23 protein-coding genes are annotated in these 26,693 nt (G+C 70.8%); 14 read left to right on the forward strand and 9 right to left on the reverse strand.

The window, feature by feature from the left end; genetic code table 11:
- Complete coding sequence (ligA, locus tag AC30CM_RS04875; protein WP_490115741.1) at window positions 1–2,121, forward strand: NAD-dependent DNA ligase LigA; 2,121 nt, start codon at window positions 1–3, stop codon at window positions 2,119–2,121.
- 214 nt (window positions 2,122–2,335) lie between these two features.
- Complete coding sequence (locus AC30CM_RS04880; RefSeq protein WP_490115698.1) at window positions 2,336–3,613, forward strand: HNH endonuclease signature motif containing protein; 1,278 nt, start codon at window positions 2,336–2,338, stop codon at window positions 3,611–3,613.
- A 261-nt stretch (window positions 3,614–3,874) separates the two neighbouring features.
- Here the strand turns inward: AC30CM_RS04880 and AC30CM_RS04885 are convergent, their stop codons facing one another.
- Both AC30CM_RS04885 and AC30CM_RS04890 read right to left on the reverse strand, forming a co-directional pair.
- Window positions 3,875–4,144 carry a pyridoxamine 5'-phosphate oxidase family protein gene (locus AC30CM_RS04885; protein ID WP_490115699.1) on the reverse strand — a complete coding sequence of 90 codons (270 nt, stop codon included), beginning with the start codon at window positions 4,142–4,144 and terminating at the stop codon, window positions 3,875–3,877.
- Window positions 4,145–4,192: 48 nt separating this feature from the next.
- Window positions 4,193–4,852 carry an ACT domain-containing protein gene (locus AC30CM_RS04890; RefSeq protein WP_490115700.1) on the reverse strand — a complete coding sequence of 220 codons (660 nt, stop codon included), beginning with the start codon at window positions 4,850–4,852 and terminating at the stop codon, window positions 4,193–4,195.
- Between the two features lie 66 nt (window positions 4,853–4,918).
- On the opposite strand from AC30CM_RS04890, the gene gatC reads away from it, so the two are divergent.
- The 5 genes from gatC (at window position 4,919) to AC30CM_RS04915 (ending at window position 10,711) form a co-directional block, all read left to right on the forward strand.
- Window positions 4,919–5,218, forward strand: coding sequence for an Asp-tRNA(Asn)/Glu-tRNA(Gln) amidotransferase subunit GatC (gene gatC / locus AC30CM_RS04895; protein ID WP_490115701.1), 300 nt, complete (start codon window positions 4,919–4,921; stop codon window positions 5,216–5,218).
- A complete protein-coding gene (gene gatA / locus AC30CM_RS04900; RefSeq protein WP_490115702.1) occupies window positions 5,215–6,699 on the forward strand; it encodes an Asp-tRNA(Asn)/Glu-tRNA(Gln) amidotransferase subunit GatA in 1,485 nt (494 codons plus the stop codon). The genes gatC and gatA overlap by 4 nt, the downstream gene beginning before the upstream one ends.
- 17 nt (window positions 6,700–6,716) lie before the next feature.
- On the forward strand, window positions 6,717–7,748 hold the full coding sequence (locus AC30CM_RS04905) for an ATP-dependent 6-phosphofructokinase (protein ID WP_490115703.1): 1,032 nt from the start codon (window positions 6,717–6,719) through the stop codon (window positions 7,746–7,748).
- An 86-nt stretch (window positions 7,749–7,834) separates the two neighbouring features.
- Complete coding sequence (gene gatB / locus AC30CM_RS04910; protein WP_490115704.1) at window positions 7,835–9,325, forward strand: Asp-tRNA(Asn)/Glu-tRNA(Gln) amidotransferase subunit GatB; 1,491 nt, start codon at window positions 7,835–7,837, stop codon at window positions 9,323–9,325.
- 15 nt (window positions 9,326–9,340) lie between these two features.
- A complete protein-coding gene (locus tag AC30CM_RS04915) occupies window positions 9,341–10,711 on the forward strand; it encodes a sensor histidine kinase (protein ID WP_490115705.1) in 1,371 nt (456 codons plus the stop codon).
- 18 nt (window positions 10,712–10,729) lie between these two features.
- Here AC30CM_RS04915 and AC30CM_RS04920 read toward each other — a convergent pair whose 3' ends face one another.
- Window positions 10,730–11,845 carry a PQQ-dependent sugar dehydrogenase gene (locus AC30CM_RS04920; RefSeq protein WP_490115706.1) on the reverse strand — a complete coding sequence of 372 codons (1,116 nt, stop codon included), beginning with the start codon at window positions 11,843–11,845 and terminating at the stop codon, window positions 10,730–10,732.
- 174 nt (window positions 11,846–12,019) lie between these two features.
- Between AC30CM_RS04920 and AC30CM_RS04925 the strand changes: the two genes are divergently transcribed.
- Complete coding sequence (locus tag AC30CM_RS04925; protein ID WP_490115707.1) at window positions 12,020–12,865, forward strand: DoxX family protein; 846 nt, start codon at window positions 12,020–12,022, stop codon at window positions 12,863–12,865.
- 32 nt (window positions 12,866–12,897) lie between these two features.
- Here the strand turns inward: AC30CM_RS04925 and AC30CM_RS04930 are convergent, their stop codons facing one another.
- A complete protein-coding gene (locus tag AC30CM_RS04930; protein WP_490115742.1) occupies window positions 12,898–13,239 on the reverse strand; it encodes a PH domain-containing protein in 342 nt (113 codons plus the stop codon).
- Window positions 13,240–13,550: 311 nt separating this feature from the next.
- On the opposite strand from AC30CM_RS04930, the gene AC30CM_RS04935 reads away from it, so the two are divergent.
- From AC30CM_RS04935 to idi, 5 genes are all read left to right on the forward strand, one after another.
- Window positions 13,551–15,401: an acetolactate synthase large subunit gene (locus AC30CM_RS04935; RefSeq protein ID WP_490115708.1), complete on the forward strand. Its 1,851-nt coding sequence runs from the start codon at window positions 13,551–13,553 to the stop codon at window positions 15,399–15,401.
- Window positions 15,402–15,405: 4 nt separating this feature from the next.
- Window positions 15,406–15,912, forward strand: a complete 507-nt coding sequence (gene ilvN, locus AC30CM_RS04940) for an acetolactate synthase small subunit (protein WP_490115709.1) — start codon at window positions 15,406–15,408, stop codon at window positions 15,910–15,912.
- Between the two features lie 50 nt (window positions 15,913–15,962).
- The gene (gene ilvC / locus AC30CM_RS04945) at window positions 15,963–16,964 is read left to right on the forward strand and encodes a ketol-acid reductoisomerase (protein ID WP_490115743.1); all 1,002 of its coding nucleotides are present in this window, start codon (window positions 15,963–15,965) and stop codon (window positions 16,962–16,964) included.
- Window positions 16,965–17,041: 77 nt separating this feature from the next.
- A complete protein-coding gene (locus AC30CM_RS04950) occupies window positions 17,042–17,692 on the forward strand; it encodes a TetR family transcriptional regulator (protein WP_490115710.1) in 651 nt (216 codons plus the stop codon).
- Between the two features lie 29 nt (window positions 17,693–17,721).
- On the forward strand, window positions 17,722–18,291 hold the full coding sequence (idi, locus tag AC30CM_RS04955) for an isopentenyl-diphosphate Delta-isomerase (RefSeq protein ID WP_490115711.1): 570 nt from the start codon (window positions 17,722–17,724) through the stop codon (window positions 18,289–18,291).
- 27 nt (window positions 18,292–18,318) lie between these two features.
- Here idi and AC30CM_RS04960 read toward each other — a convergent pair whose 3' ends face one another.
- From AC30CM_RS04960 to AC30CM_RS04980, 5 genes are all read right to left on the reverse strand, one after another.
- On the reverse strand, window positions 18,319–19,350 hold the full coding sequence (locus AC30CM_RS04960) for a Rieske (2Fe-2S) protein (RefSeq protein ID WP_490115712.1): 1,032 nt from the start codon (window positions 19,348–19,350) through the stop codon (window positions 18,319–18,321).
- Window positions 19,347–20,867, reverse strand: coding sequence for an FAD-dependent oxidoreductase (locus AC30CM_RS04965; RefSeq protein ID WP_490115713.1), 1,521 nt, complete (start codon window positions 20,865–20,867; stop codon window positions 19,347–19,349). Before AC30CM_RS04965 ends, AC30CM_RS04960 begins: the two co-directional genes overlap by 4 nt.
- Before the next feature lies 1 nt (window position 20,868).
- A complete protein-coding gene (locus AC30CM_RS04970; RefSeq protein WP_490115744.1) occupies window positions 20,869–21,822 on the reverse strand; it encodes a phytoene/squalene synthase family protein in 954 nt (317 codons plus the stop codon).
- Between the two features lie 2 nt (window positions 21,823–21,824).
- On the reverse strand, window positions 21,825–23,342 hold the full coding sequence (gene crtI, locus AC30CM_RS04975) for a phytoene desaturase family protein (RefSeq protein WP_490115714.1): 1,518 nt from the start codon (window positions 23,340–23,342) through the stop codon (window positions 21,825–21,827).
- 286 nt (window positions 23,343–23,628) lie between these two features.
- The gene (locus AC30CM_RS04980; protein WP_490115715.1) at window positions 23,629–25,074 is read right to left on the reverse strand and encodes a phytoene desaturase family protein; all 1,446 of its coding nucleotides are present in this window, start codon (window positions 25,072–25,074) and stop codon (window positions 23,629–23,631) included.
- A 31-nt stretch (window positions 25,075–25,105) separates the two neighbouring features.
- On the opposite strand from AC30CM_RS04980, the gene serA reads away from it, so the two are divergent.
- The gene (serA, locus tag AC30CM_RS04985) at window positions 25,106–26,692 is read left to right on the forward strand and encodes a phosphoglycerate dehydrogenase (protein ID WP_490115716.1); all 1,587 of its coding nucleotides are present in this window, start codon (window positions 25,106–25,108) and stop codon (window positions 26,690–26,692) included.
- The last annotated feature ends 1 nt before the right edge of the window (window position 26,693 follow it).

The following is a 26,693-nucleotide window of genomic DNA, read 5'->3' on the forward strand; positions in this document are numbered from 1 at the left end:
GTGCCGCCGGACGTCCGGCGGGCATGGCAGGAGCTGGCCGAAGAGGTGCGCGGCCACCAGTTCCGCTACTACGTCAAGGACGCACCGATCGTCTCCGACGGCGAGTTCGACGCGCTGCTGGGCTCGTTGACCGCCCTGGAGGAGCAGTACCCGGAACTGCGCGTGCCGGACTCGCCGACGCAGCAGGTGGGCGGGGCGGGGTTCGCCACCGAGTTCGGAGCCGCCGATCACCTCGAACGCATGCTGAGCCTGGACAACGTGTTCGACTCCGACGAACTCACGGCATGGGCGGCGCGGTTGACCGGGGAGATCGGCGCGGATCCGCAGTTCCTGTGCGAACTGAAGATCGACGGCGTGGCGCTGGCCCTGGTGTACCGCGACGGCAAGCTGGAGCGTGCGGCGACCCGCGGTGACGGGCGCACCGGCGAGGACGTGACGCTCAACGCGCGCACCATCGACGACGTGCCCGAACGGCTGAGCGCGTCCGACGAGTACCCCACTCCCGCGGTGCTGGAGGTGCGCGGTGAGGTGTTCTTCCGCGTCGCGGACTTCGAGGAACTGAACGCGGGCCTGGTGGCAGAGGGCAAGCCCCCCTTCGCCAACCCGCGCAACAGCGCCGCGGGCTCGCTGCGGCAGAAGAACCCCGCCGTGACGGCCAGGCGCCGGCTGCACATGATCTGCCACGGTCTTGGCCGCACCGAGGGCTTCACGCCGAAGACCCTGCACGACGCCTACCTGGCGCTCAAGGCGTGGGGACTGCCGGTGTCCGAACACACCGCGCAGGTCACGGGCATCGCCGAGGTGGCCGAGCGCATCGCGTACTGGGGTGAGCACCGCCACGACGTCGAGCACGAGATCGACGGGGTGGTGGTCAAGGTCGACGACGTGTCGCTGCAGCGTCGCCTGGGGGCCACGTCGCGGGCGCCGCGCTGGGCGATCGCCTACAAGTACCCGCCGGAGGAGGCCACCACGAAGCTCCTCGACATCAAGGTCAACGTGGGGCGCACCGGGCGCGTGACGCCGTTCGCGTTCATGGAACCGGTGAAGGTGGCCGGTTCCACGGTGGCGCAGGCGACGCTGCACAACGCCTCGGAGGTCAAGCGCAAGGGCGTGCTGATCGGCGACACCGTGGTGATTCGCAAGGCGGGTGACGTCATCCCCGAGGTGCTGGGCCCCGTCGTCGACCTGCGCGACGGCAGCGAACGCGAGTTCGTCATGCCGACGCAGTGCCCCGAGTGTGGCACCACGCTGGCGCCGGCCAAGGAGGGCGACGCGGACATCCGCTGCCCCAATTCGCGGTCGTGCCCCGCGCAGTTGCGGGAGCGGGTGTTCCACGTGGCGGGCCGCGGCGCGTTCGACATCGAGGGGCTGGGGTACGAGGCAGCGACGGCCCTGCTGGCGGCGGGGGTGCTCACCGACGAGGGTGACGTGTTCTCGCTGACCGAGGACGACCTGCTGAAGACCGATCTGTTCACGACGCAGAAGGGACAGGTGTCGGCCAACGGCAAGCGGCTGCTGGCCAACCTGGACAAGGCGAAGGCGGCACCACTGTGGCGGGTGCTGGTGGCGTTGTCCATCCGGCACACCGGCCCGACGGCGGCGCGGGCCTTGGCGGGGGAGTTCGGTGACCTGGAGGCCATCGCGACCGCGTCGGAGGAACGGTTGGCGGCGGTCGAGGGCGTGGGACCCACCATCGCCGCGGCGGTGGTGGAGTGGTTCACGGTCGACTGGCATCGCGCGATCGTGGACAAGTGGCGGGCCGCCGGCGTGCGGATGGCCGACGAGCGGGACGCGTCGATCGAGCGCACGCTGGAGGGGCTGTCCATCGTCGTCACGGGTTCGCTGACGGGGTTCTCGCGCGACGAGGCCAAGGAGGCGATCCTGGTGCGGGGCGGGAAGGCCGCGGGGTCGGTGTCGAAGAAGACCGCCTACGTCGTGGCCGGTGATGCTCCGGGATCGAAGTACGACAAGGCCGTCGAACTCGGCGTGCCGATCCTCGACGAGGACGGCTTCCGGGACCTGTTGGCCAACGGACCCGCGGTGCCCGACGACGCTGCGGCGCACGACGATTCGACGCACGAGAATTCGGCGCGCGACGATTCGGTGTCGCAGGGGGAGTAGTCGCGCCGCCGGTCGCGGCCGTTCGGCGAGCGTCCCCGGTCGTCGAATCACGTTGCCGCGCGCCGTCTTTCTTCGTCATCGGCGGCCCCGGCGGGACGCCCCGCTCCCCCCGTGGAAAGGGCCCGCCGCAGCCGTGGCCGGCGCCACCAACCGGACGTCCCGGCCATCTCTCTCATGCCCCCGAGTTGTCAGACCCCCCTGACAGAATGGTGGTATGTCCGGTGCGGCAGGGGTTTTGACCGAGGGGGTCAATCCGTATGCGCGGCTGGAGCCGGTGTTCGCCGAGTTGGCCGAGTTGGTGGGGCAGCGCAATGCCATCGACGGGCGGATCGTGGATCTGGTCGCCGAGCTGGAGCGCGACGAGCTGTGGGGCGCCACCGGTGCGCGGTCGCTGGCGGCGTTGGTGGCGTGGAAGACCGGGGTGTCCCCGCGCAACGCCGAGACCGTGGTCGCCGTCGCGCGGCGGGCCGAGGAGTTCCCCCGCTGTGCCGCCGGGTTGCGGGACGGCCGGTTCTCGCTGGATCAGGTCGCCGTGATCGCCGAGCGCGCCGCGGCGGGGTCCGACGAGCACTACGCGCAGTTGGTGGGCAACGCGACCGTGACGCAGTTGCGGACCGCGGTGGCATTGGAACCGCGGCCCGAGCCGGCACCGCAGCCTGAACCGCAGCGGTCCATCAGCGCGCGGGTCGGCGAGCACGGCACCACGTGGCGGATCACCCTGCCCACGGTCGAGGCCGCGGTGTTCGACGCCGCCCTCGCCGCGCACCGGGATGCACTGGTCACCGAGTGGAAGCGCCGGCACGCCGAGGGCGCCCGTGGCCCGGAGTCGGACACCACGGCGCCGTTTCCCGATGCCGTCGACGGGTTCCTGAGCCTGGTCGAGGCCGGCTGGGACGCCGACGTGGCGCGCCGCCCGCACGGCCAGCACACCACCGTGGTGGTGCACGTCGATCTCGACGCCCCCTCGGCGGCACTGCATCTGGGCGCGCACCTCGGCGCCGCCGATCGCCAGTACCTGCTGTGCGATGCGACGTGCGAGGTGTGGCTGGAGCGGGCCGGTCAGCCGATCGGCGCCGGACGCAGCACCCGTCAGATCGGGCGCCGGTTGCGGCGGGCGCTGGAGCACCGCGACCGCTGCTGCGTGGTCCCCGGCTGTGGGGCCACCCGGGGTCTGCACGCCCATCACCTGGTGCACTGGGAGGACGGCGGCGAGACCGAGCTGGCGAATCTGGTGCTGGTGTGCCCGTTTCATCACCGGCTGCATCACCGCGGCGGCATCACGCTCACCGGCCCCGCCCATGCCCTCGTCGTCGCCGACCGCGAGGGTCGGCCGCTGAGCGGCGGGTCGGTGGCCCGCCCACCCACCACCGACCCACCCGGCGTGCCACCGTGCCCCGGCCCTACCGGCGAACGCGCCCAATGGTGGTGGTATCAGCCCTACCAACCCCAACCACCACCGACGGACGACGAGGACGAGCTACGAGCCGGATGACGTCTGCTGAAAAGCCATGTCGGACGGGGTTCTTCGCCATGGCCAAGAGGCGCGGTGAGCTGAGGTGTCGCACTCGACGCCTCCGGCGACCGGCCACCGACGACTGGCCCGACGCTCACCCCACATGCACGAATCCGACTGCCGTGCAGAGACGTTCGGCTCAAAGCCTCGCAGTCGACTGCCGCCGCCGTCGGTCTGGTGGCGGCCGGTCTTCGGCTGCGGCCGCACCGGTGCTCGCCGAGCGCGTGCAGGTCCCTGCGGTCAGTACTGCAGAGGGCGACCGCCCGACCACCCGAACCAGCGGTCGATCTCGACGTGGACCGTCACCAGTGGGCGGTCCCTGGCCGGATAGTCCTTGCCGAGGAAGTGCCGGGAGAGCCGATCGATGTCGGCAAGCCCCTCGTCTGGCTTGATGGACACGACGTGTCCTTGCAGCGAGACGTGAGTGCCGAAGTCGTCGGCCGCCATGACGGTCAGGGATACGTGGCCGTTGTTCTGCAGGTGCTTGAGGCGGGCTCGGTCGCCGTTCATGCACCGACGTCCTGCCTCCCGACGCGACGGCCCGGAGGACGGCCCGCGCTATCGGATGATCGTCGCGACGATGCCCGCGAGGTAGCCCAGCCGCGCCACCTCCGACGGCCGGAAGGCCGGGCCGCCCGCCCGGCCCAGCAGCACCGCCGTGAGGGGGTCGCCCAGCGGTGCGGCGGCCAGCGTCGTGTCCATGTCGCGCCACACCTGCGGCTGCCATTCCGCGGTGCCGTCGAGGGCGGCGGCGTGCTCGAGCGGCAACCACGGCGCGGCCGTGGCATGGGTTTCGGGGGCGCCGGAGCTGCCGACGACGCGCTGCAGCCCGCCCTCGCCCAGTCGCACGACCGTGCACCAGCCCACGCGCAGCACCTTCGGCGCCTCGTCGGCGAGGACCTGCAGCTTCTCGTCACGTCCTGGCGCGGCGGCGATGTGGTCGATCAACTCGAGTTCGCGGTGGGCCTCGAGCAACCCGGTGTGCGGGCGCACGCTGTCGACGTAGACCCCGTCGAGGCGTTCTGCGGCGGTGATGAGCGTGTCGGGCATCGCCCCGTGCGGCAGGTCGACCACCAGATCGTCGATGGCGTACCCCGATGCGCGCTCGACGACGTCGAGGCTCAGGATGTCGGCGCCCACCGAGCCCAGGGCGACCGCCAGTGCGCCGAGCCGACCCGGTCGGTCCTCCAGCTGGACCCGCAGCAGATATGACGGCACGGCCAACACTGTGTCACGTTCGCCCGCAGCCCAGCGACTCGGAAGCAGCCACTAGGGTTGGTGACCGTGTCACAGATATCCGCCGACGACGTCGCCCACCTGGCGCGCCTGGCCCGGCTGTCCCTGACCGACGACGAGCTGGTGGGCTTCGCGGGCCAACTCGACGCGATCCTGGCTCACGTGAGTGCCATTCAGTCGGTCGACGTCACCGGCGTCGAGGCCACCGACAACCCGCTCAAGCAGGTCAACGTCACACGTCCGGACACTCCCGAGCCGTGCCTGACGCAGGACGAGGCGCTGGGCGCCGCGCCCAACGCCGTCGAGGGCCGCTTCGCCGTGCCGCGCATCCTGGGGGAGGCGGAATGAGCGAGTTGATCCGCATGGACGCCGCAACGCTGGCGGCCAAGATCTCCGCCAAGGAGGTGTCGTCGACCGAGGTGACGCAGGCGCACCTGGACCAGATCGCCGCGACCGACGACGCCTACCACGCGTTCCTGCACGTCGCCGGCGACGAGGCGCTGGCGGCGGCGGCGCGCGTCGACGCCGCCGTGGCCGAGGGGGAGACCCTGCCGTCGGCGCTGGCGGGAGTGCCGCTGGCGCTCAAGGACGTCTTCACCACCGTCGACATGCCGACCACCTGCGGGTCGAAGATCCTCGAGGGTTACCGCTCGCCGTACGACGCGACGGTGACCACCCGGTTGCGTGCGGCGGGCGTCCCGATCCTCGGCAAGACCAACATGGACGAGTTCGCGATGGGCAGCTCGACCGAGAACTCCGCGTTCGGGCCCACCCGCAATCCGTGGGACGTCGAGCGGGTCCCCGGCGGCTCGGGCGGCGGCAGCGCCGCGGCGCTCGCGGCGTTCCAGGCGCCCCTGGCCATCGGCACCGACACCGGCGGCTCGATCCGCCAGCCCGCCGCGCTCACCGCGACGGTCGGGGTGAAGCCCACCTACGGCACGGTGTCGCGGTACGGCTTGGTCGCGTGCGCCTCGTCGCTGGACCAGGGCGGCCCGTGTGCCCGCACGGTGCTCGACACCGCGCTGCTGCACCAGGTGATCGCCGGGCACGACCCCAAGGATTCGACGTCGATCGACGCGGCGGTGCCCGACGTGGTCGCCGCGGCGAAGGCGGGGGCCACCGGTGACCTGACGGGCGTGCGCGTCGGCGTGGTGAAGCAGCTCCGCAGCGGCGAGGGCTACCAGCCCGGCGTGCTGGCGTCGTTCACCGCGGCCGTCGAGCAGTTGACGGCGCTGGGCGCCGAGGTCGTCGAGGTGGACTGCCCGCACTTCGACCATTCGCTGGCCGCCTACTACCTCATCCTGCCGTCGGAGGTGTCGAGCAACCTCGCCCGTTTCGACGCCATGCGCTATGGGCTGCGCGTCGGGGACGACGGCACACGCAGTGCCGAGGAGGTCATGGCGTTGACGCGGGCCGCGGGCTTCGGTCCAGAGGTCAAGCGCCGCATCATGATCGGCACGTATGCCCTCTCGGCGGGGTATTACGACGCCTACTACAACCAGGCCCAGAAGGTGCGTACGTTGATCGCGCGCGACCTGGACGAGGCCTATCAGCGCGTGGACGTGCTGGTCTCGCCCGCCACGCCCACCACCGCGTTCCGGCTGGGGGAGAAGGTCGACGACCCGCTGGCCATGTACCTGTTCGACCTGTGCACGCTGCCCCTCAACCTGGCCGGGCACTGCGGCATGTCGGTGCCGTCGGGGCTGTCGGACGACGACGGGCTGCCGGTGGGGCTGCAGATCATGGCGCCGGCGTTGGCCGACGATCGGCTGTACCGCGTGGGTGCGGCCTACGAGGCCGCCCGCGGCGCCCTGCCGACTGCGCTCTGAGCTGATTGGATACCCCCATGCGAATCGGAGTTCTCACCGGTGGCGGTGACTGTCCCGGTCTGAACGCGGTGATCCGTGCCGTGGTGCGGACGTGCGACGCCCGCTACGGTTCGTCGGTCGTCGGGTTCCAGGACGGTTGGAGGGGGTTGCTGGAGAACCGTCGCGTGCACCTGGCCAACGACGACCGCAACGACCGGTTGTTGGGCAAGGGCGGCACCATGCTCGGCACCGCGCGGGTCAATCCCGACAAGCTGCGGGCGGGGCTCGACCAGATCAAGCAGACGCTCGAGGACAACGGCATCGACGTGCTGATCCCGATCGGCGGCGAGGGCACGCTGACCGCGGCGCACTGGCTGTCGGAGGAGAACGTTCCGGTGGTCGGCGTGCCGAAGACCATCGACAACGACATCGACTGCACCGACGTGACGTTCGGTCACGACACGGCGCTGCAGGTCGCGACCGATGCGATCGACCGGCTGCACAGCACCGCCGAGTCGCACCAGCGCGTGATGCTCGTCGAGGTGATGGGCCGCCACGCCGGCTGGATCGCGCTCGGTGCGGGCATGGCCGCGGGTGCCCACATGACGCTCATTCCCGAGCAGCCCTTCGACGTCGAGGAGGTGTGCCGGCTGGTCAAGCAGCGCTTCGTGCGTGGTGACTCGCACTTCATCTGCGTGGTCGCCGAGGGTGCCAAGCCCGCCGAGGGATCCATGGCGCTGCGCCAGGGTGGCGTGGACGAGTTCGGCCACGAGAAGTTCACCGGCGTCGCGCAGCAGCTGGCCTACGAGGTGGAGAAGCGCATCAAGAAGGACGTGCGTGTCACGGTGCTCGGACACGTGCAGCGCGGCGGGACGCCGACGGCGTACGACCGGGTGTTGGCGACGCGGTTCGGCGTCAACGCCGCCGATGCCGCGCACGCCGGGGAATTCGGCACCATGGTCTCGCTGCGTGGGCAGGAGATCGGGCGGGTGCCGCTGGCCGACGCGGTGCGCCAGCTCAAGCTGGTGCCGCAGAGCCGGTACGACGACGCCGCCGAGTTCTTCGGCTGACATCCCGGCCGCGACGGCCCGACATCGTGAAGCCCGGCCGCGAACACCTCCGCGGCCGGACACCTGCCACTCATTAGGATCGAGACATGTCTGATCTGCTGGACTACGACGACGTCGTCGCGCGCTTCGACCCCGTGATGGGCATGGAGGTCCACGTCGAGCTGTCGACGGAGACCAAGATGTTCTGCGGGTGCGCCAACCGGTTCGGCGCCGAACCCAATACGCAGGTCTGCCCGGTGTGTCTCGGGCTGCCCGGGGCGCTGCCCGTGCTCAACCAGGCCGCCGTGGAGTCGGCCATCCGCATCGGCTTGGCGCTGAACTGCGACATCGCGCCGTGGGGCCGCTTCGCGCGGAAGAACTACTTCTACCCCGACCAGCCGAAGAACTACCAGATCAGCCAGTACGACGAGCCGATCGCGGTGAACGGCTACCTGGAGGTGCCGCTGGACGACGGCGGTACGTGGCGCGTCGAGATCGAGCGTGCCCACATGGAGGAGGACACCGGCAAGCTCACCCACCTGGGGAGCGACACCGGGCGCATCGCCGGCGCCACCACCAGCCTGGCGGACTTCAACCGTGCGGGCGTGCCGCTGATCGAGATCGTCACCAAGCCCATCGAGGGTGCCGGCGAGCGGGCGCCGGAGATCGCCCGCGCCTATGTCACCGCTCTGCGAGACCTGTTGCGCGCCTTGGGTGTTTCCGACGTCCGCATGGATCAGGGCTCGCTGCGCTGCGATGCGAACGTCTCGCTCAAGCCCAAGGGCACCGCCGAGTTCGGCACCCGCACCGAGACCAAGAACGTCAACTCGCTGCGCAGCGTCGAGGTCGCCGTGCGCTACGAGATGCGGCGTCAAGCCGCGGTGCTCACCTCCGGGGGCACGGTCACCCAGGAGACGCGGCACTTCCACGAGGACGGTCACACCACCGCGGGACGCAGCAAGGAGACCGCGCAGGACTACCGCTACTTCCCGGAGCCCGACCTCGAGCCGGTGGCGCCCGAGGCCCAACTCGTCGAGCGGCTGCGCGGCACCATCCCGGAACTGCCGTGGCTGACGCGCAAGCGCGTGCAGCAGGACTGGGGCGTCTCCGACGAGGTCATGCGCGACCTCGTCAACGCCGGCGCCGTCGAGCTGGTGGCCGCCACCGTCGACCACGGTGCGGCCAGCGAGTCGGCGCGCGCGTGGTGGGGCAACTTCCTGGTGCAGAAGGCCAACGAGGCCGGCGTCGACTTGGACGCGCTGCCCATCACCCCGGCGCAGGTGGCCGCCGTCATCGCCCTGGTGGACCAGGGGAAGCTGTCGAACAAGCTGGCCCGGCAGGTCGTCGAAGGCGTGCTGGCCGGCGAGGGTGAGCCCGAGCAGGTGATGACCGACCGCGGCTTGGCGGTGGTCCGCGACGACTCGGTGATCAAGGCAGCCGTCGACGAGGCGCTGGCCGCGAATCCCGACATCGTGGACAAGATCCGTGGCGGCAAGGTGCAGGCGGCCGGCGCGATCGTGGGTGCGGTGATGAAGGCGACCAAGGGCCAGGCCGACGCGGCGCTGGTCCGCGAACTGGTCATCGCTGCCTGCGCCTGAGATCACGAGGCACCCGTGAAGCCCCAGGACCTGGTCTTCCGCCTGCTGGCCCAGCCGCTGCGGCTGCTGTCGCTGCGCTCCATCGTCATCGTGGGCCAGCTCGGCGTCATCATCCTGGTGCTGGTGCTGGGCGTCTGGGTGTGGGTGGGCGTCACCAACGACCAGAACAGCCAGCTGGACCGTCGCCTCGACTCGCTGAGCAGCCTCGGTGACGTCAACACGCTGATCAACAGTGCGCGCCAGGACAGCACGGCGCCCGTGCCCGCCGAAGGCGGATTCGTGCGCACCGCGCGTTACGGGCCTGCGACGGTGTCGATCCCTGCCGACATCGTCCTGCCGCAGCTGCCCAACGGCTACGCCAACGCCAACCTCGACGGCGTCGAGTACCGCGTCCGCACCATCACGGCCGGCAACGCGTCGATCGCGCTGGGCGCACCCGTCGCCGAGACGCAGGCCCGCATCGATTCACTGCACTGGCGGGTGTTCTGGATCTGCTTCGGCGTGATCGTCAGCACGCTGCTCATCGGCTGGGTGATCTCGCTGATCATGGTCAACCCGTTCCGTCTGCTGGCAGAACAGGCCCGGGCCATCAACGCGCAGTCCAACCCCGACGAGGTGCAGGTGCGCGGCGTCTGGGAGGCCGTCGAGATCTCCGAGGCCGTCGAGGGCATGCTGGCGCGCATCGGCGACGAACAGCAGCGCACGCGGGCGGCCCTGGAGTCCGCGCGGGACTTCGCCGCCGTCGCGTCCCACGAGCTGCGGACGCCGCTGACCGCGATGCGGACCAACCTGGAGGTGCTTCAGACGCTCGACCTCGGGCCGGAGCAGCGGGCCGAGGTGATCGGCGACGTCATGCGCACGCAGGGCCGCATCGAGGCGACGCTCACCGCGCTGGAACGCCTGGCGCAGGGCGAGCTGACCACCACCGACGACTTCGTGCCCGTCGACGTCACCGAGATGCTCGACCGGGCCGCCCACGACGCGATGCGCAACTATCCGGGGCTTCGGGTGACCCTGGCGTCGGCGACCACCGTGCTGATGTTGGGCCTGCCCGCCGGGTTGCGCCTCGTCGTCGACAACGCCATCGCCAACGCCGTCAAGCACGGCGACGCCACCGAGGTCCGGCTGTCGGTGATCAGCTCGGCAAGCGGGGTCGAGATCGCGGTCGACGACAACGGCTCGGGCGTTCCGGAGGAGGAGCGCGAGAGGGTATTCGACCGCTTCCACCGCGGTACCACCGCGTCGCGCTCGGGTTCCGGGCTGGGCTTGGCGCTGGTGGCGCAGCAGGCCGAATTGCACGGGGGGACGGCCACGTTGGAGGTCAGTCCCATGGGCGGTACGCGGCTCATGCTGCGGCTGCCGGGATCCGGCCCCAAGGCGTCCTAGACGGCCCGACCGCCCGTTCTACGTCTTCTCGTCGCTGCTGCGGGGGAAGCCGCCCTGCGGGAACAGCGGGAACACGACGTCGTCGAACTGCTCGAGGTTGCCCGCGGTCTTGTTCACCGTGGCACCCCAGACATTGCCGTCGGGCGACATCTTCAGCGCCCACACGTGTCCGCGGGTGTCCTGGCGGACCACCTCGGGCTCGCCGGTCACGGCACCGGTGTCGGTGGCCAGGCGCACGGCGACCGTCTGCATGGTGTTGACCAGGTTCACCAGCACGGTGCCGTCCTGCGCGGCGCATCCGGCGACCCCGGGCCGGTCGGGCCACGACCACACGGTGGAGACCTTGGAGTCCTCGGTGATGCGCTGCAGGCGATCGCCTCCCGGGGCACGGTCGGTGACGTACAGCGAGCCGTCGGCGGGGTCGATGCACAGGCCGCCGCCGGCGCCCATGCCCGACAGCGCCGTGGTGGGCGGAGCCGGATTGACCGTGGTGGGCTGTTCGAGGCGCAACAGCTTGCCGGCCAGGGACCCCGGGTCGTTGGCCAATGCCGGGTTGCCCGCGTCGCCGGTGAGCACCGTCAACGTGGTGGGGCTGGTGAACTTCAGCGCCCCGGTGTTGCCCGTCGCCCCCTTGGGGATGCCGGTCAGGATGGGCTTCGGCACGTCGCCGTCGGCGATGCGGATGACGCGGTTGTCGGTGGGCGTGCTGACGTAGGCGTACAGCAGCCGGTCCTGGGAGTAGGTGGGTGAGAGCGCGATGTCGAGCAACCCGCCGTCGCCGGAGGGGTCGACCGGCAGCGTCATCTTGACCTTGGGCTCGGCGTTGACCGCCACTTCCTTGATGGCACCGGTCTGGCGCTCGGCCACCAGTGCGGTCTTGCTGTCGGGCCCCATGATGAGGCCGCTGGTGCTCTCCAGGCAGCCCTGCATGACACCCGGTGCGGGACACTCCTTGGGGAACGGCTCGCCCGGCAGCGGGGGAGGCGGCGGTGGCGGCGGGCTGGCGCCCGGCTCCATCTGGGGTTCGGTGGTGAACGGCTCGGATTGCGCGGAGTCGAAACGGGCGCAGCCCGCGCCGAGGGTCACCGCGGCGCACAACACCAGCGCCCCCAGCATCTGCCGGCCCGATCTCATGGTGGCCAGGTTACGGATCGCGGCCGGGAGTGCGCCACGCTGGTGCCCGTCACCTGCGGCACCACCTGCGGCAGGGGCGCCCAACGTCACGACACGGCAACGAAGTGGATGGGCACGGCAAACGCGCCGCGCCAATCCACGGGTCGCGGGTGATCTGCACTTACCCTGGCGTTCGTGACCAGTACCTCACACGACCCGCGCGCCTGGCAGCGCCCCCACGAAGGATCTGCCGGCGCTGAGGGCTCTGCGCCCGCGTCGGCACGCCTGGTCGACCCCGAAGACGACGTCCCCTCGACCCCGTACTCCGGCGACCTGGCGACCACGGCCATTCCCCGCTACGACTCGTCGCCTGCGCAGCAGTCGACCTACGGCATCCTCGGCGACCCGGAACCCCTGCCCTACGTGCAGCCGGGTGCCCGCCACGGTGCCCACCCCACGGGCCCCGCCGAGGTGGGGCCCGACCCGCTGCTCGACGACCGCGTCCGTGCGGCGGGCAAGCGGGGCACCCAAGACCTCGGCCTGATGGTCCTGCGCGTGGGGCTTGGCGCCCTGCTGGTGGCGCACGGTCTGCAGAAGGCGTTCGGCCTCTGGGGCGGCGCCGGTCTGGACGGCTTCCAGCGGTCCCTCGCCGATGTCGGCTACCAGCACGCCGGCATCCTGACCTACGTCGGCGCGGGCGCGCAGATCGCCGTCGGCGTCCTGCTGGTGCTCGGGCTGTTCACGCCGCTGGCGGCGGCCGGTGCCGTCGCCCTGCTGACCAACTCGCTGCTCGCGGCCGTCGTCGCCCAGCCCGAGCCGGGCCGGTTCGCGTTCTTCCTGCCCGATGGCCACGAGTATCAGGTGACGCTGCTGGTGGTGGCCGTCGCGCTGTGCCTGGTGGGGCCGGGCCGGTACGGCTTCGACGCCGGCCGCGGGTGGGCGCGCAGGCCGTTCATCGGGTCGCTGGCCGCGCTGTTGCTCGGCGTCGGTGTCGGCGTGGCGGTGTGGGTGCTGCTCAACGGCGTCAACCCGCTGGCCTGAGCCGCGCGCCCAGGCCGTCACGCCCGGACCTCTCAGTCGTAGGGGTTCGGCACCCGCCCGCCCGTCGCGGCCGTCAGCTGCGGCAGCGTGGCGAAGGTGACGGCGGGCAGCCGGAACTCGGTGCCGTCGGTGAGCCGGGCCAGTGCCCAGGAGCGGCGGTCGAACCGCAGCCCGTCGACGTCGGCCCACCTCGCCGTGCGGCGGGAGAACAGGGTGCGGGCGGTGACGGTGTCCGCGTCGGCGACGGTGCGGTAGCGGAACACCGCGACGGCGGCGATCAGCGGCACCACCAGCGTGACCGTGAACAGGCGCGGGTTGGCCAGGACGATGGTCATCAGACCCAGCGTGAAGAAGAACACCGCGACGAGCGCCATCGGGGAGATCTTGATGACGACGCGGCGCCCGGCCGGGGTCGGCGTCGCGCCCTCAGCTGTCCGGGGACTGGCTTTCCTGGCACTCTTTCGGCTCACCCGACCATCCTCCCATCGGGTGGGGGATGACCGGGAATTTGACCGCAGGCGTTCCCGAGCGCTACCGTTGCGCGCTATGCAGTACATCGGCAAGCTCGTAGTAATTGGTTCGCGCGTGGGTGCGTAATCAATCTTCTTTGAGCACCGACGCGCAACCCTCGTACAGCGGAAGCTGACGGGGGTTTTTTGTTGCCCGAGAACGTGAAGAGGACACCGTGAGCGCACCAACCACCCGACCGCCGAGCGCTGCACACCGCAGTGGCGGCACCCCGGCCGGCGCGGCAGCACCCGCTGCGAAGGCCAAGAAGGTTGCCCCGCAACAGATGACGGGTGCGCAGGCGGTAATCCGCTCCCTCGAGGAACTCGACGTCGACGTGATCTTCGGCATCCCCGGCGGTGCCGTCCTGCCGGTCTACGACCCGCTCTACGACTCGCTGAAGCTGCGCCACGTGTTGGTGCGTCACGAGCAGGGCGCCGGACACGCCGCCAGCGGTTACGCGCACGCCACCGGCAAGGTGGGCGTGATGATGGCCACGTCCGGCCCCGGTGCCACCAACCTGGTGACCCCGCTCGCCGACGCGCAGATGGACTCCATCCCCGTGGTGGCGATCACCGGACAGGTGGGTCGCGGGCTGATCGGCACCGACGCCTTCCAGGAGGCCGACATCTCCGGCATCACGATGCCGATCACCAAGCACAACTTCCTGGTCCGCGATGGTGACGACATCGCGCGCGTCATCGCCGAGGCCTTCCACATCGCGCGCAGCGGGCGGCCGGGTGCGGTGCTCGTCGACATCCCGAAGGACATCCTGCAGGGGCAGTGCACGTTCGCGTGGCCGCCGCAGATGGACCTGCCGGGCTACAAGCCGAACACCAAGCCGCACAGCCGCCAGATCCGGGAGGCGGCGAAGCTGATCGCCGCGGCCCGCAAGCCCGTGCTGTACGTGGGCGGCGGCATCATCCGCGGCGAGGCCAGCGCCGAGCTGCTGGAACTGGCCGAGCTGACCGGCATCCCGGTGGTCACCACGCTGATGGCGCGCGGAGCGTTCCCCGACAGCCACGACCAGAACCTCGGGATGCCCGGCATGCACGGCACCGTGGCCGCCGTGGCCGCGCTGCAGCGCAGTGATCTGCTGATCGCGCTGGGCACGCGCTTCGACGATCGGGTCACCGGTCAGCTGTCGTCGTTCGCGCCGGAGGCCAAGGTCATCCACGCCGACATCGACCCCGCCGAGATCGGCAAGAACCGGCACGCCGACGTCCCGATCGTGGGCGACGTCAAGGCCGTCATCACCGACCTGCTCGACGCGTTGCGCCGCGACGGCGTGGCGGCGGACACCCTGGACACGGCGGCCTGGTGGGAGTCGTTGCGCGAGGTGCGCTCCACCTATCCGCTGAGCTACGGGCCGCAGAGCGACGGCAGCCTGTCGCCGGAGTTCGTCATCGAGAAGCTGGGCCAGATCGCCGGACCCGAGGCGGTGTACGTCGCGGGCGTGGGACAGCACCAGATGTGGGCGGCGCAATTCGTCAAGTACGAGAACCCGCGGACGTGGCTGAACTCCGGCGGCCTGGGCACCATGGGCTACGCGGTTCCCGCCGCGATGGGTGCGAAGTTCGCCCGCCCGGAGGCCGAGGTGTGGGCCATCGACGGCGACGGCTGCTTCCAGATGACCAACCAGGAACTGGCGACGTGCGCGCTGGAGGGTGCGCCGATCAAGGTGGCGTTGATCAACAACGGCAACCTCGGCATGGTGCGGCAATGGCAGACGCTGTTCTACGAGGAGCGCTACAGCCAGACCAACCTGAACACGCACAGCCACCGCATCCCCGACTTCGTCAAGCTCGCCGAGGCGCTGGGGTGCGTCGGATTGCGTTGTGAGCGTGCCGAAGACGTCGAAGAGGTGATCAACCAGGCGCGCGCCATCAACGACCGCCCGGTGGTCATCGACTTCATCGTCGGGGCCGACGCCCAGGTGTGGCCGATGGTGGCCGCCGGAACCAGCAACGACGAGATCATGGCGGCGCGCAACATCCGACCGCTGTTCGACAACGAGGATCAGGTGTAGTGCCATGACCACGACCCACACCCTGTCGGTCCTCGTCGAGGACAAGCCCGGCGTCCTGGCCCGCGTCGCGGCGCTGTTCTCGCGGCGCGGCTTCAACATCCAGTCGCTCGCGGTGGGCGCCACCGAACAGAAGCACCTCTCGCGGATGACGATCGTCGTCTCGGTCGAGGAGTACTTCCCGCTCGAGCAGATCACCAAGCAGCTCAACAAGCTCGTCAACGTGATCAAGATCGTGGAGCAGGACGAGGACAACTCCGTCTCGCGTGAGTTGGCGCTGATCAAGGTGCGCGCCGACGCGTCCACGCGCGGCCAGATCATCGAGGCGGTCAACCTGTTCCGCGCCAAGGTGGTCGACGTGTCGACGGAGTCGCTGGTGGTGGAGGCCACCGGTACGCCGGGCAAACTGCAGGCGCTGTTGAACCTGCTGGAGCCCTACGGGATTCGCGAGATCGCGCAGTCCGGGATGGTGACGCTGGCCCGCGGTCCGCGTGGCATCGTCACCGCCAAGTAACATTCTTTCGACCCAGAACTAGAGAGGTAACCGGACAAGTGGCAGTTGAGATGTTCTATGACGACGACGCAGACCTGTCGATCATTCAGGGACGCAAGGTCGGCGTCATCGGCTACGGCAGCCAGGGCCACGCCCACGCGCTGAGCCTTCGTGACTCGGGCGTCGAGGTGAAGGTGGGCCTGCGCGAGGGCAGCAAGTCGCGCGACAAGGTCACCGAGCAGGGCCTCACCGTGGACACCCCGGCCGAGGTGGCCAAGTGGGCCGACGTCATCATGCTGCTCGCGCCCGACACCGCTCAGGCCGAGATCTTCAAGTCCGACATCGAGCCCAACCTGGAGGACGGCAACGCGCTGTTCTTCGGCCACGGCCTGAACATCCACTTCAAGCTCATCGAGCCGGCCGCCAACATCACCGTCGGCATGGTGGCCCCGAAGGGTCCGGGCCACCTGGTGCGCCGCCAGTTCGTCGACGGCAAGGGCGTGCCCTGTCTGATCGCCGTGCACCAGGACCCCAAGGGTGAGGGCCAGGCCCTGGCGCTGTCCTACGCCAAGGGCATCGGCGGTGCGCGTGCCGGCGTCATCAAGACCGACTTCAAGGAAGAGACCGAGACCGATCTGTTCGGTGAGCAGGCCGTGCTGTGCGGCGGCACCGAGGAATTGGTCAAGGCCGGTTTCGAGATCATGGTCGAGGCGGGCTATGCGCCCGAGATGGCCTACTTCGAGGTGCTGCACGAGCTGAAGCTCATCGTCGACCTGATGTACGAGGGTGGCATCGCCCGGATGAACTACTCGGTGTCCGACACCGCGGAGTTCGGCGGCTACGTCTCCGGCCCGCGCGTCATCGACGAGGGCACCAAGGAGCGGATGCGCGGCATCCTGAAGGACATCCAGGACGGCACCTTCGTCAAGCGCCTGGTGGCGAACGTCGAGGGGGGCAACAAGGAACTCGAGGGGCTGCGCAAGCAGAACGCCGAGCACCCCATCGAGGTCACCGGCAAGAAGTTGCGTGACCTGATGAGCTGGGTCGACCGCCCCATCACCGAGACGGCCTAGTTCGAGATTTCGGCGCGGAAACGTTCGTCTGGCGAACGTTTCCGCGCCGAATTCGTGTGTCGTCCGAAGAAGAAGACGTGAGTGCCGAGCAGACGCGCGAGCGCATCCTGGACGCGGCCGCCCGCCGGTTCGCGCGCCGGCCCTTCGCGGCGGTCGGCATCGGTGACGTCGCCGCTGCCGCCGGGGTGACCAAGGCGGGGCTGTACCTGCACTTCGCGTCCAAACACACACTGGCGCTGGCGATCGTGGAGCAGCACGCCGCCGAGGTGCGGGCCAACACCATGGGCCTGCTGGCCCGTGGGCTGTCGGGCATCGAGACGCTCGTCGACATCACGTTCATGGTGGCGGGCATGGACGTGTCGGACCGCCATGCGCGGGCAGCGATGAATCTCGAACTCGGACTGAGCCATTCGGCCGACGCGCCCACGACGCTGCTCGACGAGTGGGTGAAGGGGTCGATCCTGGTGCTGGAGCAGGCGATCGCCGACGGCGACGTGCGATCCGAGCACGACCCCGAGGGTCTGGCGACGATGCTGGTGAGCCACTACGTCGGGGTACGCCGCCTCAGCGATCTGGACGATCCGGCCGGGTTCTTCGCAGGCGTCGCCCGCAGTTGGCGCACGTCGCTTCCAGGGTTCGCGCACCCGCACCGGGTCGACTACCTGGTGCAGTTCGTGGACCGGCGGGCGGCGCTGGGCGTGCGCAACGTCGCACCCTTTACCGGGTAACCGAACCGAATCTGGGGTATCAACGACTGATGTCGATGACACAGCAGACCGAGGTGGAGTTCGTGGTCCTGCTCGACGACGACGGTCGGCCGGTGGGACGGGCCGAGAAGTCGACGGTGCACCACGTCGAGACGCCGCTGCACCTCGGTTTCTCCTGTTACCTCTTCGACGGGCGCGGCAACGTGTTGTTCACCCGCCGCGCCCTGACGAAGGTGACCTGGCCGGGCGTGTGGACCAACTCGTTCTGCGGTCATCCCGCTCCCGGCGAGGACGTCACGGATGCGGTGCACCGGCGCGCCTCCCGGGAACTCGGCGTCGACGTCGACGACCTGCAGTGCGCGCTCCCGGACTTCCGCTACCGCGCCACCGCGGCCGACGGCACCGTGGAGAACGAGATCTGTCCGGTGTTCGTGGCCCGCACGGCGTCGGCGGTCGATCCGGCACCCGACGAGACCATGGACGCGCGGTGGGTGCCGTGGCGCCAGGCGCGGGCGGCCGCGACGCTGGACTGGGCGATCAGCCCATGGGCGGTGACCCAGATCCCGTTGCTGGACGCCTACTTCTCGAAGGGGTCCGGGCCCCGGTTCGTCACCGAGTAGCGCCGACCGCGCAGGTGTCGGCGGCGCTCACGGCGACCCTTCTCCCGGGGCCGGGGTGCGCTTGCGCAGCGCGAACAGCCGCTCGGCGTACACCATGTCGTCGCGCCACAGCCGCGCTGCCACGCGGCGTGCCAGCGGCGTGATCACCGGGGCCAGCGCGGTGGCGTAGCCGAACTTGGGGCGGTCGGAGTGGGCGATGACGGCTTCGATGACCGCCGTCCGCGGCGATCCGTCGGGGCTGGGCGCCAGGGGCGTGGCGTGGGTCTCGACGACGCTGCCCGCACCCTCGCCCGCGGTGATCACCATCGTGATCGTGCGAGGTTCGGGGCTCACGAACGCCGCGATCACCGGGATGCCGAGCGGCCCCATCCGGAACGTCACGGCCACCTCGAGCCGGTCGAGTTCGTCGGGCAGGTCGAGCGTGGCGGGCGGGGCCTCGAGCACGTCGAGCCGGGTGAACGAGTAGGGGTGGAACCACGCGCCGTGCCACGGGTCGAGCCGGTTGGCGATGACGTCCTGGGGTTCGCAGGTCCCCTCCACGCGCGCCACCGTCGCGATGGTCGGTTGGGGCGGGCGGTGCGCGAGCACCGGTGCCTCGGTCGGGGTCTCACCGCCCAGTTCGTCGAGCCGCACCCACACCAGCACGCCGTCGTCGTGCACCGGGTGGGGGCGCCAGCCGGCCTGGCGGCGCCCGGTGATCCGCAGGCCGTGCCACGGGCAGACGAGCGCGCCGCAGTCGATCGTGCCCGTCGACAGGTCGGCACCCAGGTGCGGGCACTCGCCGGGACCGGCGTGCACGGCCCCGTCGTCGTCGCGCCAGAGCACCACCTCGTACCCGCCGACGTTGGCGCCGAACGGTTTTCGTGCCACGTCGGTGCTCGCGCAGACCACGTACCAGTTGCCGCTGGGCCGCCGCTGCGAGCGGGTGAGCGCGGTGCCGATCACCGCCGGTGACGCCTCGGCGAACGTGGGGCGCTGCCTTGCCCATTCCAGGCGGGGCAGCACGTCGAAGGGCCAGGCGTTCGCCAGCGTGGTCCGGAAGGTGTTCACCATCGTCATGCTGGCATACCCGCAACGCGCTCGGCCAGTCCCCGCAATACCGTCGAACGTCCCCGGGTGGGCACGGTGTGGAGGTCGTGACCGCGGATGCCGTGCTCGGCGAGGATGGCGTTCGCGGCGGCCCACCCGGTGGTGGCCGCGCGCTCCATGAGGGCGACGGGCAGGTCGATGCGGATGCCGTCGCCCGCCAACGTCAGGCCGGGGGCGGGTCCCACCACGCCGGGTCGGCCGGCGAAGTCGCCCGGCGCGAACCGCGGGCAGTCCTCGCGGACCAGCAGCCGTTCCTCGACCACGCCGGCCGCGGCGGTCTCGGGGTACATGGCGTGCAACCGGGCCACCAGTCGATCGCGTACCTCGTCGGGCCGTCCGGGTGCGGCGTAGGCGTGCAACTCCACGACGGAACCGCCGGTGCGCCGACACCACTGCGCGGCCTCGCGCTCGTAGCGTTCGAGCACGCTCACGTTGTCCAGCGGGGGATGGCCGCCGACGCCCATGAACGCCGGCCGATCGGCATTCACCGGCCGGTCCAGCCACAGTCGGACGACCACGAAGGGCGGTGCCGTCCCCAGACCTTCGACGGACCGGCGCCACGCGACGTCACCGAGGGCGGGGGAGTTCGCGACGATCTGGCGCAGGCCCGGGACGTCGGTGGCCAGCACCACCGCGTCGGCGGCGATGGTCTCACCGGTGCTCGTGGTCACCCGGTACGAGGGATCCACCCGGTCGACGGACACCCCGGTGTGCAGGCGTACGCCCAGCGACGTCAGATGCGCGGCCAACGGATTCCACAGGGCGTCGTCGAAGTTGGCCGAGGCGACGTCGAACACCAGACCCTCGCTGGACCCCAGGAAGTAGATGTGAAACATCGTCGCGAGTTCGGCGGCCGAGAGTGCGTGCGGCTCGGCGAAGAAGCTGCGCGAGAACACCTCGAACGCCAGATGCCGGGCGGCCTCGGGAAAGTTGATGGCGCGCAGGAACTCGTCGGCGCTGCGATGGTCGAGGTGGTCGTAGATCGCGGGCACCGACACCGCGGCCAGCGGTGCGGCGGCGCGCGCGTCGATCCGCAGGAGATCCCATGGCCGGAACGTGGGACTGCGCAGTGCGAACGTCAGCGCGTTCAGCGGCGGCGCCGACGGCAGCCCGCGAAAGGTGTCGCGCCGACCGCGGGCGTCGACCAGCGGATAGTCTTCGACGCCGGTCAGCATGGCCAGCCGGGGGTCGACGCGACGCAACAGGGCGCGCAGGTTGTAGTACTGCCGGAAGAAGGCGTGGAAGCCGCGGTTCATGGCCAGGGCCGTGCCGTCGCTCGCGGTGTCGGTCCACCCGGCGACGCGGCCACCAAGGTGCTCCAGGCGTTCGACGACGTCGACGTCGACACCGCGTTCGGCGAGGCCCGTGGCCGCCGCGAGCCCGGCGATGCCTGCCCCGACCACCACGGCGCGCGGCCGTACGGCGAGGTGGCCGGCGTCGGGTCGACCGGTCGCGGCCCGGTGGTGGACCCGTCTCGGGTCGGTCACGTCACCGCCCTCGGGCGGCACCGCCACGGGCGCGGGCCCGCCATGCCCCGGCGAGCCCCTTGACCGCCACCACCAGCCGACGCCGGGTGCTCACCGTCGCGCGCCGGTCGAACACGGCGAAGTCGCTGTCCTCGATGGCGTCGAGGATCTCGGAGTACAGCACCAAAGCGGCGGAAACGCAGGGCCGCGAACGTGGTTGGAGCATGTCGATGCCGTGGCGCGCGTAGTCGTAGACGCCGCGGGTGACGGCGAGCTGCTCGACGAGCGCCCGCCGGACCCGTTGGTCGGTGCGCCGGTTGGCCTGGCACCACGTCAGCACGTCGCGATCGACGCCGTGCACCGCCAACTCGTCGGCGGGCAGGTACACGCGGCCGCGTCGCAGGTCCTCGTCGACGTCGCGCAGGAAGTTGGTCAGCTGGAACGCCGTGCCCAGGCCTGCGGCGTACGGTGCCGCCTCCTCGCGGGAGGTCACGGTGCCCAGCACCGGCAGCATCTGCAGCCCGATGACCTCCGCCGAGCCGTACATGTAGCGGTTGAGTGCGGCCCGGTCGGGATAGTCGGTGACGGTGAGGTCCATGCGCATGGACGCCAGGAAGTCGTCGAACAGTTGCCACGGGATGTCGTAGTGGATCGCGGTGTGGGTCACCGCGGCCAGCGTGGGATCGTCACCGGCGGCGCGGCCCTCCACCAGGCGGCCGAAGAGATCGGTGGCCAGACCGTCCAGTCGCCGCGCGCGCTCCTCGACGCTGGCGGCGCTGAAGTCGTCGAGGATGTCGTCGGCATGGCGGGCGAAGCCGTACAAGGCGTGGACGGCGGGGCGCTGGTCCGGGGCCAGCAGGCGGGTCGCGAGGAAGAAGGTGCGGCCGTGCTCGGCGTTGATCCTGCGGCAGCGGCCGTAGGCCTCGCGCAGATCGGGGTCCCGTACCCCCGCGGCATCCAGTTCCGATCCGATCATCATCACACCACCGTCCGAGTTCGCCCGCCTACCCGTTTGTCGGTCATTGTGCCCGTGATCCGGTCGGCCGCCAGCCGACCGGACAGGACGGCGGTCGGTACGCCGACGCCGGGGGTGGTGGACGACCCCGCCAGCACGACGTTGTCGATCCCGCGGATCGTGTTGGCCGGGCGGAAGGGCCCCGTCTGGGCGAACGTGTGGGCGAGCGCGAACGGCGTGCCCGCGGCCATCCCCTGGCGGGCCCAGTCGTCGGGATCCGTCACGTGCAGCACCTCGGCGTCCTCGGCGAACCCCGGCAGGCGCTTCCGGACGACGTCGAGCATCTGCTGGGTGTACGCGTCGCGCGTGCTGGGCCAGTCGACGGTGCCGACCCACGTGTTGGGCGCGGGGGCCAGGACGTAGAGCAGGTCTCGACCCGCAGGCGCCAGCCCAGGGTCGCTGGCCGTGGGCCGGGTGACGAGCAGGGACGGATCGCTCATGACGCGGCCGTCGTCGATGATGTCGCGGAACGTCTGCTCCCACTGGCCGCCGAAGAGGATGTCGTGATGGCCTGCGGCGGGGTCGTCGACGGCGCGGCACCCCACGTGCGCGACGACGGCCGACGGCGCCGGCCGCAGCCGGAGCAGCCGGCGCGGGGTGCGGCCGAGCAGCCGGTAGGTCTCGGGCAGTTCGGTCGTCAGCACGACGGCGTCGGCGGGCACGCGCTCACCGGTGTCGGTCAGCACGGCGCGGACGCGTCCCGACGACCGTTCCAGCCCGGTGACCGTGGTGCCGTAACGGAATTCGACGCCCGCGTCCGCTGCCGCGGCGGCCATGGCGTCGGGCAGGGCGCGCACGCCGCCCTCCGGGAAGTACACGCCTGCGACGGTGTCCATGTAGGCGATCACCGCGTACACCGCCAGTGCCCGGTGGGGCGGCACGCCGGCGTAGAGGGCCTGGAAGGTGAACACGCGCTTGAGGCGGTCGTCGGTGATGAAGCGCTCGACCATGGTCTCCCACCGCCGGAACGCGCCCATGGCGACCAGTCGCGCGAGCTGTGGGGTGACCAGTGCCAGCGGCGAGTCGTAGTTGGCGGCGACGAAGCCGTCGAACTCGGCCCGGTAGAGCTTGGTGAGCCAGTGGCGCAGCGCCGCGTATCCCGCGGCCTGTTGCGGGCCGGCGAACCGCTCCACTTCGGCGGTCATGGCATCGGCGTCGCTGTGCACGTGGATGGCACTGCCGTCGGCGAACGATGCCCGGTAGGCGGGATCCAACGGGTGCAGGGTCAGCCGCGCGGCCAGCGAGTCGCCCACCGCCGCGAACGCCTCGTCGAGGATGTCGGGCATGGTGATCACGGTGGGCCCGGTGTCGATGCGGTACCCGTTCACGTCTTCGCGGCCCACGCGGCCACCGGGGTGCGCTCCACGCTCGAGGACCGTGACGCGTCGTCCGCGGCCGGCGAGTTGCAGGGCGGCCGACAGGCCGGCGAGTCCCGCCCCGACGACCACCACGTCATCCGAGGGGGCGGCAAGCGTGCGCATCAACGGGCCCGACGACGAACGACCATGATCGATTCATACCCGTTCGACGGCTCGCCAACCGCCGTTTTCACCCGTGACGGGGTGTGACGTTCCCCGCTGGGGGGCGGTCGGCGCGGGTGCCGGAGCGTGTGCTCCTCAGGGTGCGCAGCAGCGGGCTCATCGCGATGAAGGCCGACAGAGCAGCGGCATTGGTCAGCGGCTGGGCTTGGTACGTGGGAAGCATCATGGATATGGATGACCCCAGGGACGTGGCCCGAAACCTGCCGAAACCGTAAGGATGTGGTCATCATTGCGAGCCGCTCGGCGCCAGGCTCGGCAGGCGGTCGATGCCGAACTCGCGGCGCAGCACCGCGCGCGCCGTGTAGTACCCGGCCATGCCGTGCACGCCGCCGCCAGGTGGCATCGCCGACGAACACAGGTATGCGCCCGGGATGGGGGTCGCCCACGGGGTCCACCGCACGGTGGGTCCGGTCAACGCGCTGAACATGTTGTTGCCTCCCACGCCGATGTCGCCGCCCACCAGGTTGGCATTGTGGTCGGCCAGGTGCGCCGCGGGCACGCTGCGGGCGGCCACCACGAGGTCGCGGAAGCCCGGCGCGAACCGCTCGAACACGCCGATCACCGTTTCGGTCGCATCCAGCGTCGAGCCGGTCGGGACGTGCGCGTAGGTCCACAGCGGCCGTCTGCCGGCGGCGTCGACGCGACCGGGATCGGCCAGGTGGGGCAGCGCGGCCAGCACCATCGGCCATTCGGCGTGCCTGCCCTGGGCGATCGTGCGCTCGGCGTGGACCATCTGCGCTCGGCTGCCACCCAGGTGCAGCGTCGGCGCCGCCGCCAATCGTCGTTCGCGCCAATCGATCTCGCCCGACAGGACGAAGTCGACCTTGGCCACGCCCGGCCCGAACCGATACCGGCGCAGGGCGTTGGCGTATCGCCGGGGCAGCGCGTCGCCGTAGATGCGCAGCAGGGCCGGGGGAGCGACGTCGTAGAGCACCACGCCGCCCGGCGGCCGGGTGACCTCCTCGCCGGTGACGAGTTCGCCGCCGTGGGCGCGCAGGTCGGCGATCAGCGCGTCGGCGATGGCCTGCGAACCGCCCACCGGGATGGGCCAGCCGACGCCGTGCCCCAGGGTGGCCAGCATGAGGCCGGCGCCGGCCGACACCAGCGACGGCATGGTCGAGATGGTATGCGCCGCAACGCCAGTGAACAGTGCGCGAGCATCCTCGCCGGTGAGCGCGCGCCACGCCGGGGTGCCCTGGGCGAGCAGCCGGGGTGCCACCCGTAGCGCCGCAGGCAGTGACGGGGGAAGCGAACGCTTGTCGCCGAGCAGCAGGCCCACCACGCCGTCGCAGTCGGCGACCAGCGGACCGAGCAGCCGGCGCCATGCGTGGCCGCCGCCGTCGAGTTCGGCGCACGTGCGCGCGATGTCGCGGTAGCCGACGGCGGCCGGTCTGCCCGGCAACGGGTTGGCGTAGGACACGTCCGGGACCGCCAGGGTCACCCCCCGGCGCTGCAGGTCGAACTCGGAGAAGAACGGCGACGCCAGGGCGAGCGGGTGTACGGCCGAGCAGATGTCGTGCGCGACACCGTCGAACTCCGGGTCCGGCAGGGTGCGCGCACCACCGCCCAGGGTGTCCTGGGCCTCGATCACGCGCACCGACAACCCGGCCCTGGCGAGGATCACCGCCGCGCTCAGCCCGTTGGGTCCACTGCCTACGACGGTCACGTCCATGAGTGAGATTCAAGCCCATTAGGCTGACCGCGTGAGTCTCCCCGTGGTATTGATCGCCGACAAACTCGCCGAGTCGACCGTCGCCGCTCTCGGCGACCAGGTGGAAGTGCGCTGGGTCGACGGCCCGGACCGCCCCAAGCTGCTGTCGGCGGTTGCCGACGCCGACGCGCTGCTGGTGCGTTCGGCCACCACCGTCGACGCCGAGGTGCTCGCCGCAGCGCCCAAGCTCAAGATCGTCGCCCGCGCCGGCGTCGGCCTGGACAACGTCGACGTCGACGCCGCCACCGCCCGTGGCGTCCTGGTCGTCAACGCCCCGACCTCCAACATCCACAGCGCGGCCGAGCATGCGCTGGCGCTGCTGCTGGCCACCGCGCGGCAGATCCCGGCCGCCGACGCCACGCTGCGCGAGCACACGTGGAAGCGGTCGTCGTTCTCCGGCACCGAGATCTTCGGCAAGACCGTCGGCGTCGTCGGGCTGGGCCGCATCGGCCAGCTGGTCGCGCAGCGGCTCGCGGCGTTCGGCGCCCACATCACCGCCTACGACCCGTACGTGTCACAGGCCCGCGCCGCCCAGCTGGGCATCGAGCTGCTGACGCTCGACGACCTGCTCGGACGCGCCGACTTCATCTCGGTCCACCTGCCCAAGACCAAGGAGACCGCGGGCCTCATCGGCACGGAGGCGCTGGCCAAGACCAAGCCGGGCGTCATCATCGTCAACGCCGCCCGCGGCGGACTGATCGACGAGCAGGCGCTGGCCGACGCCATCACCAGCGGTCACGTCCGCGGCGCGGGCCTCGACGTGTTCTCCACCGAGCCGTGCACCGACAGCCCGCTGTTCGAGCTGCCGCAGGTCGTCGTGACGCCGCACCTGGGCGCGTCGACGGCCGAGGCGCAGGACCGTGCGGGTACCGACGTCGCTGCCAGCGTGCGATTGGCGCTGGCCGGCGAATTCGTCCCCGATGCGGTCAACGTCGGCGGCGGTGTCGTCGGCGAAGAGGTGGCACCGTGGCTGGACCTGGTGCGCAAGCTGGGGCTGCTGGCGGGCGTGCTGTCCGCCGAGCTGCCGACCAACCTGTGCGTCCAGGTGCGTGGCGAGCTGGCAGGCGAGGAGGTCGAGGTGCTGCGGCTGTCGGCGCTGCGCGGCCTGTTCTCGTCGGTCATCGAGGATCAGGTCACGTTCGTCAACGCCCCCGCCCTGGCCGCCGAGCGCGGCGTCGAGGCGTCCATCGACACCGAGTCCGAGAGCCCCAACCACCGCAGCGTCGTCGACGTGCGCGCGGTGGCCGCCGACGGGTCGACGGTCAACGTCGCGGGCACCCTGTCGGGGCCGCAGCTGGTCGAGAAGATCGTCCAGGTCAACGGGCGCAACCTGGACCTGCGCGCCGAAGGCGTGAACCTGATCATCAACTACGACGACCAGCCGGGCGCCCTCGGCAAGATCGGCACGCTGCTCGGCGGCACGGGGGTCAACATCCTGGCCGCCCAGCTCAGCCAGGACGCCGACGGCGACGGCGCGACGATCATGCTGCGCCTGGACCGTCCGGTGCCCGACGACGTGCTGGCCACGATCGGCCGGGACGTCAACGCGGCGACGCTGGAACTGGTGGACCTGTCGTGAG

Source organism: Mycobacterium sp. DHQP2018-32-09 (assembly GCF_058148405.1).

Coding starts and splice junctions, on each gene's coding strand:
- ilvC (WP_490115743.1), top strand. CDS start 15,963: ATGTTCTATGACGACGACGCAGACCTGTCGATCATTCAGGGACGCAAG.
- ilvN (WP_490115709.1), top strand. CDS start 15,406: ATGACCACGACCCACACCCTGTCGGTCCTCGTCGAGGACAAGCCCGGC.
- crtI (WP_490115714.1), bottom strand. CDS start 23,342: ATGCGCACGCTTGCCGCCCCCTCGGATGACGTGGTGGTCGTCGGGGCG.
- AC30CM_RS04885 (WP_490115699.1), bottom strand. CDS start 4,144: ATGAACGGCGACCGAGCCCGCCTCAAGCACCTGCAGAACAACGGCCAC.
- AC30CM_RS04970 (WP_490115744.1), bottom strand. CDS start 21,822: ATGATCGGATCGGAACTGGATGCCGCGGGGGTACGGGACCCCGATCTG.
- idi (WP_490115711.1), top strand. CDS start 17,722: ATGTCGATGACACAGCAGACCGAGGTGGAGTTCGTGGTCCTGCTCGAC.
- AC30CM_RS04980 (WP_490115715.1), bottom strand. CDS start 25,074: ATGGACGTGACCGTCGTAGGCAGTGGACCCAACGGGCTGAGCGCGGCG.
- AC30CM_RS04920 (WP_490115706.1), bottom strand. CDS start 11,845: ATGAGATCGGGCCGGCAGATGCTGGGGGCGCTGGTGTTGTGCGCCGCG.
- gatA (WP_490115702.1), top strand. CDS start 5,215: ATGAGCGAGTTGATCCGCATGGACGCCGCAACGCTGGCGGCCAAGATC.
- gatB (WP_490115704.1), top strand. CDS start 7,835: ATGTCTGATCTGCTGGACTACGACGACGTCGTCGCGCGCTTCGACCCC.
- AC30CM_RS04905 (WP_490115703.1), top strand. CDS start 6,717: ATGCGAATCGGAGTTCTCACCGGTGGCGGTGACTGTCCCGGTCTGAAC.
- AC30CM_RS04880 (WP_490115698.1), top strand. CDS start 2,336: ATGTCCGGTGCGGCAGGGGTTTTGACCGAGGGGGTCAATCCGTATGCG.
- AC30CM_RS04930 (WP_490115742.1), bottom strand. CDS start 13,239: ATGGCGCTCGTCGCGGTGTTCTTCTTCACGCTGGGTCTGATGACCATC.
- AC30CM_RS04960 (WP_490115712.1), bottom strand. CDS start 19,350: ATGACGATGGTGAACACCTTCCGGACCACGCTGGCGAACGCCTGGCCC.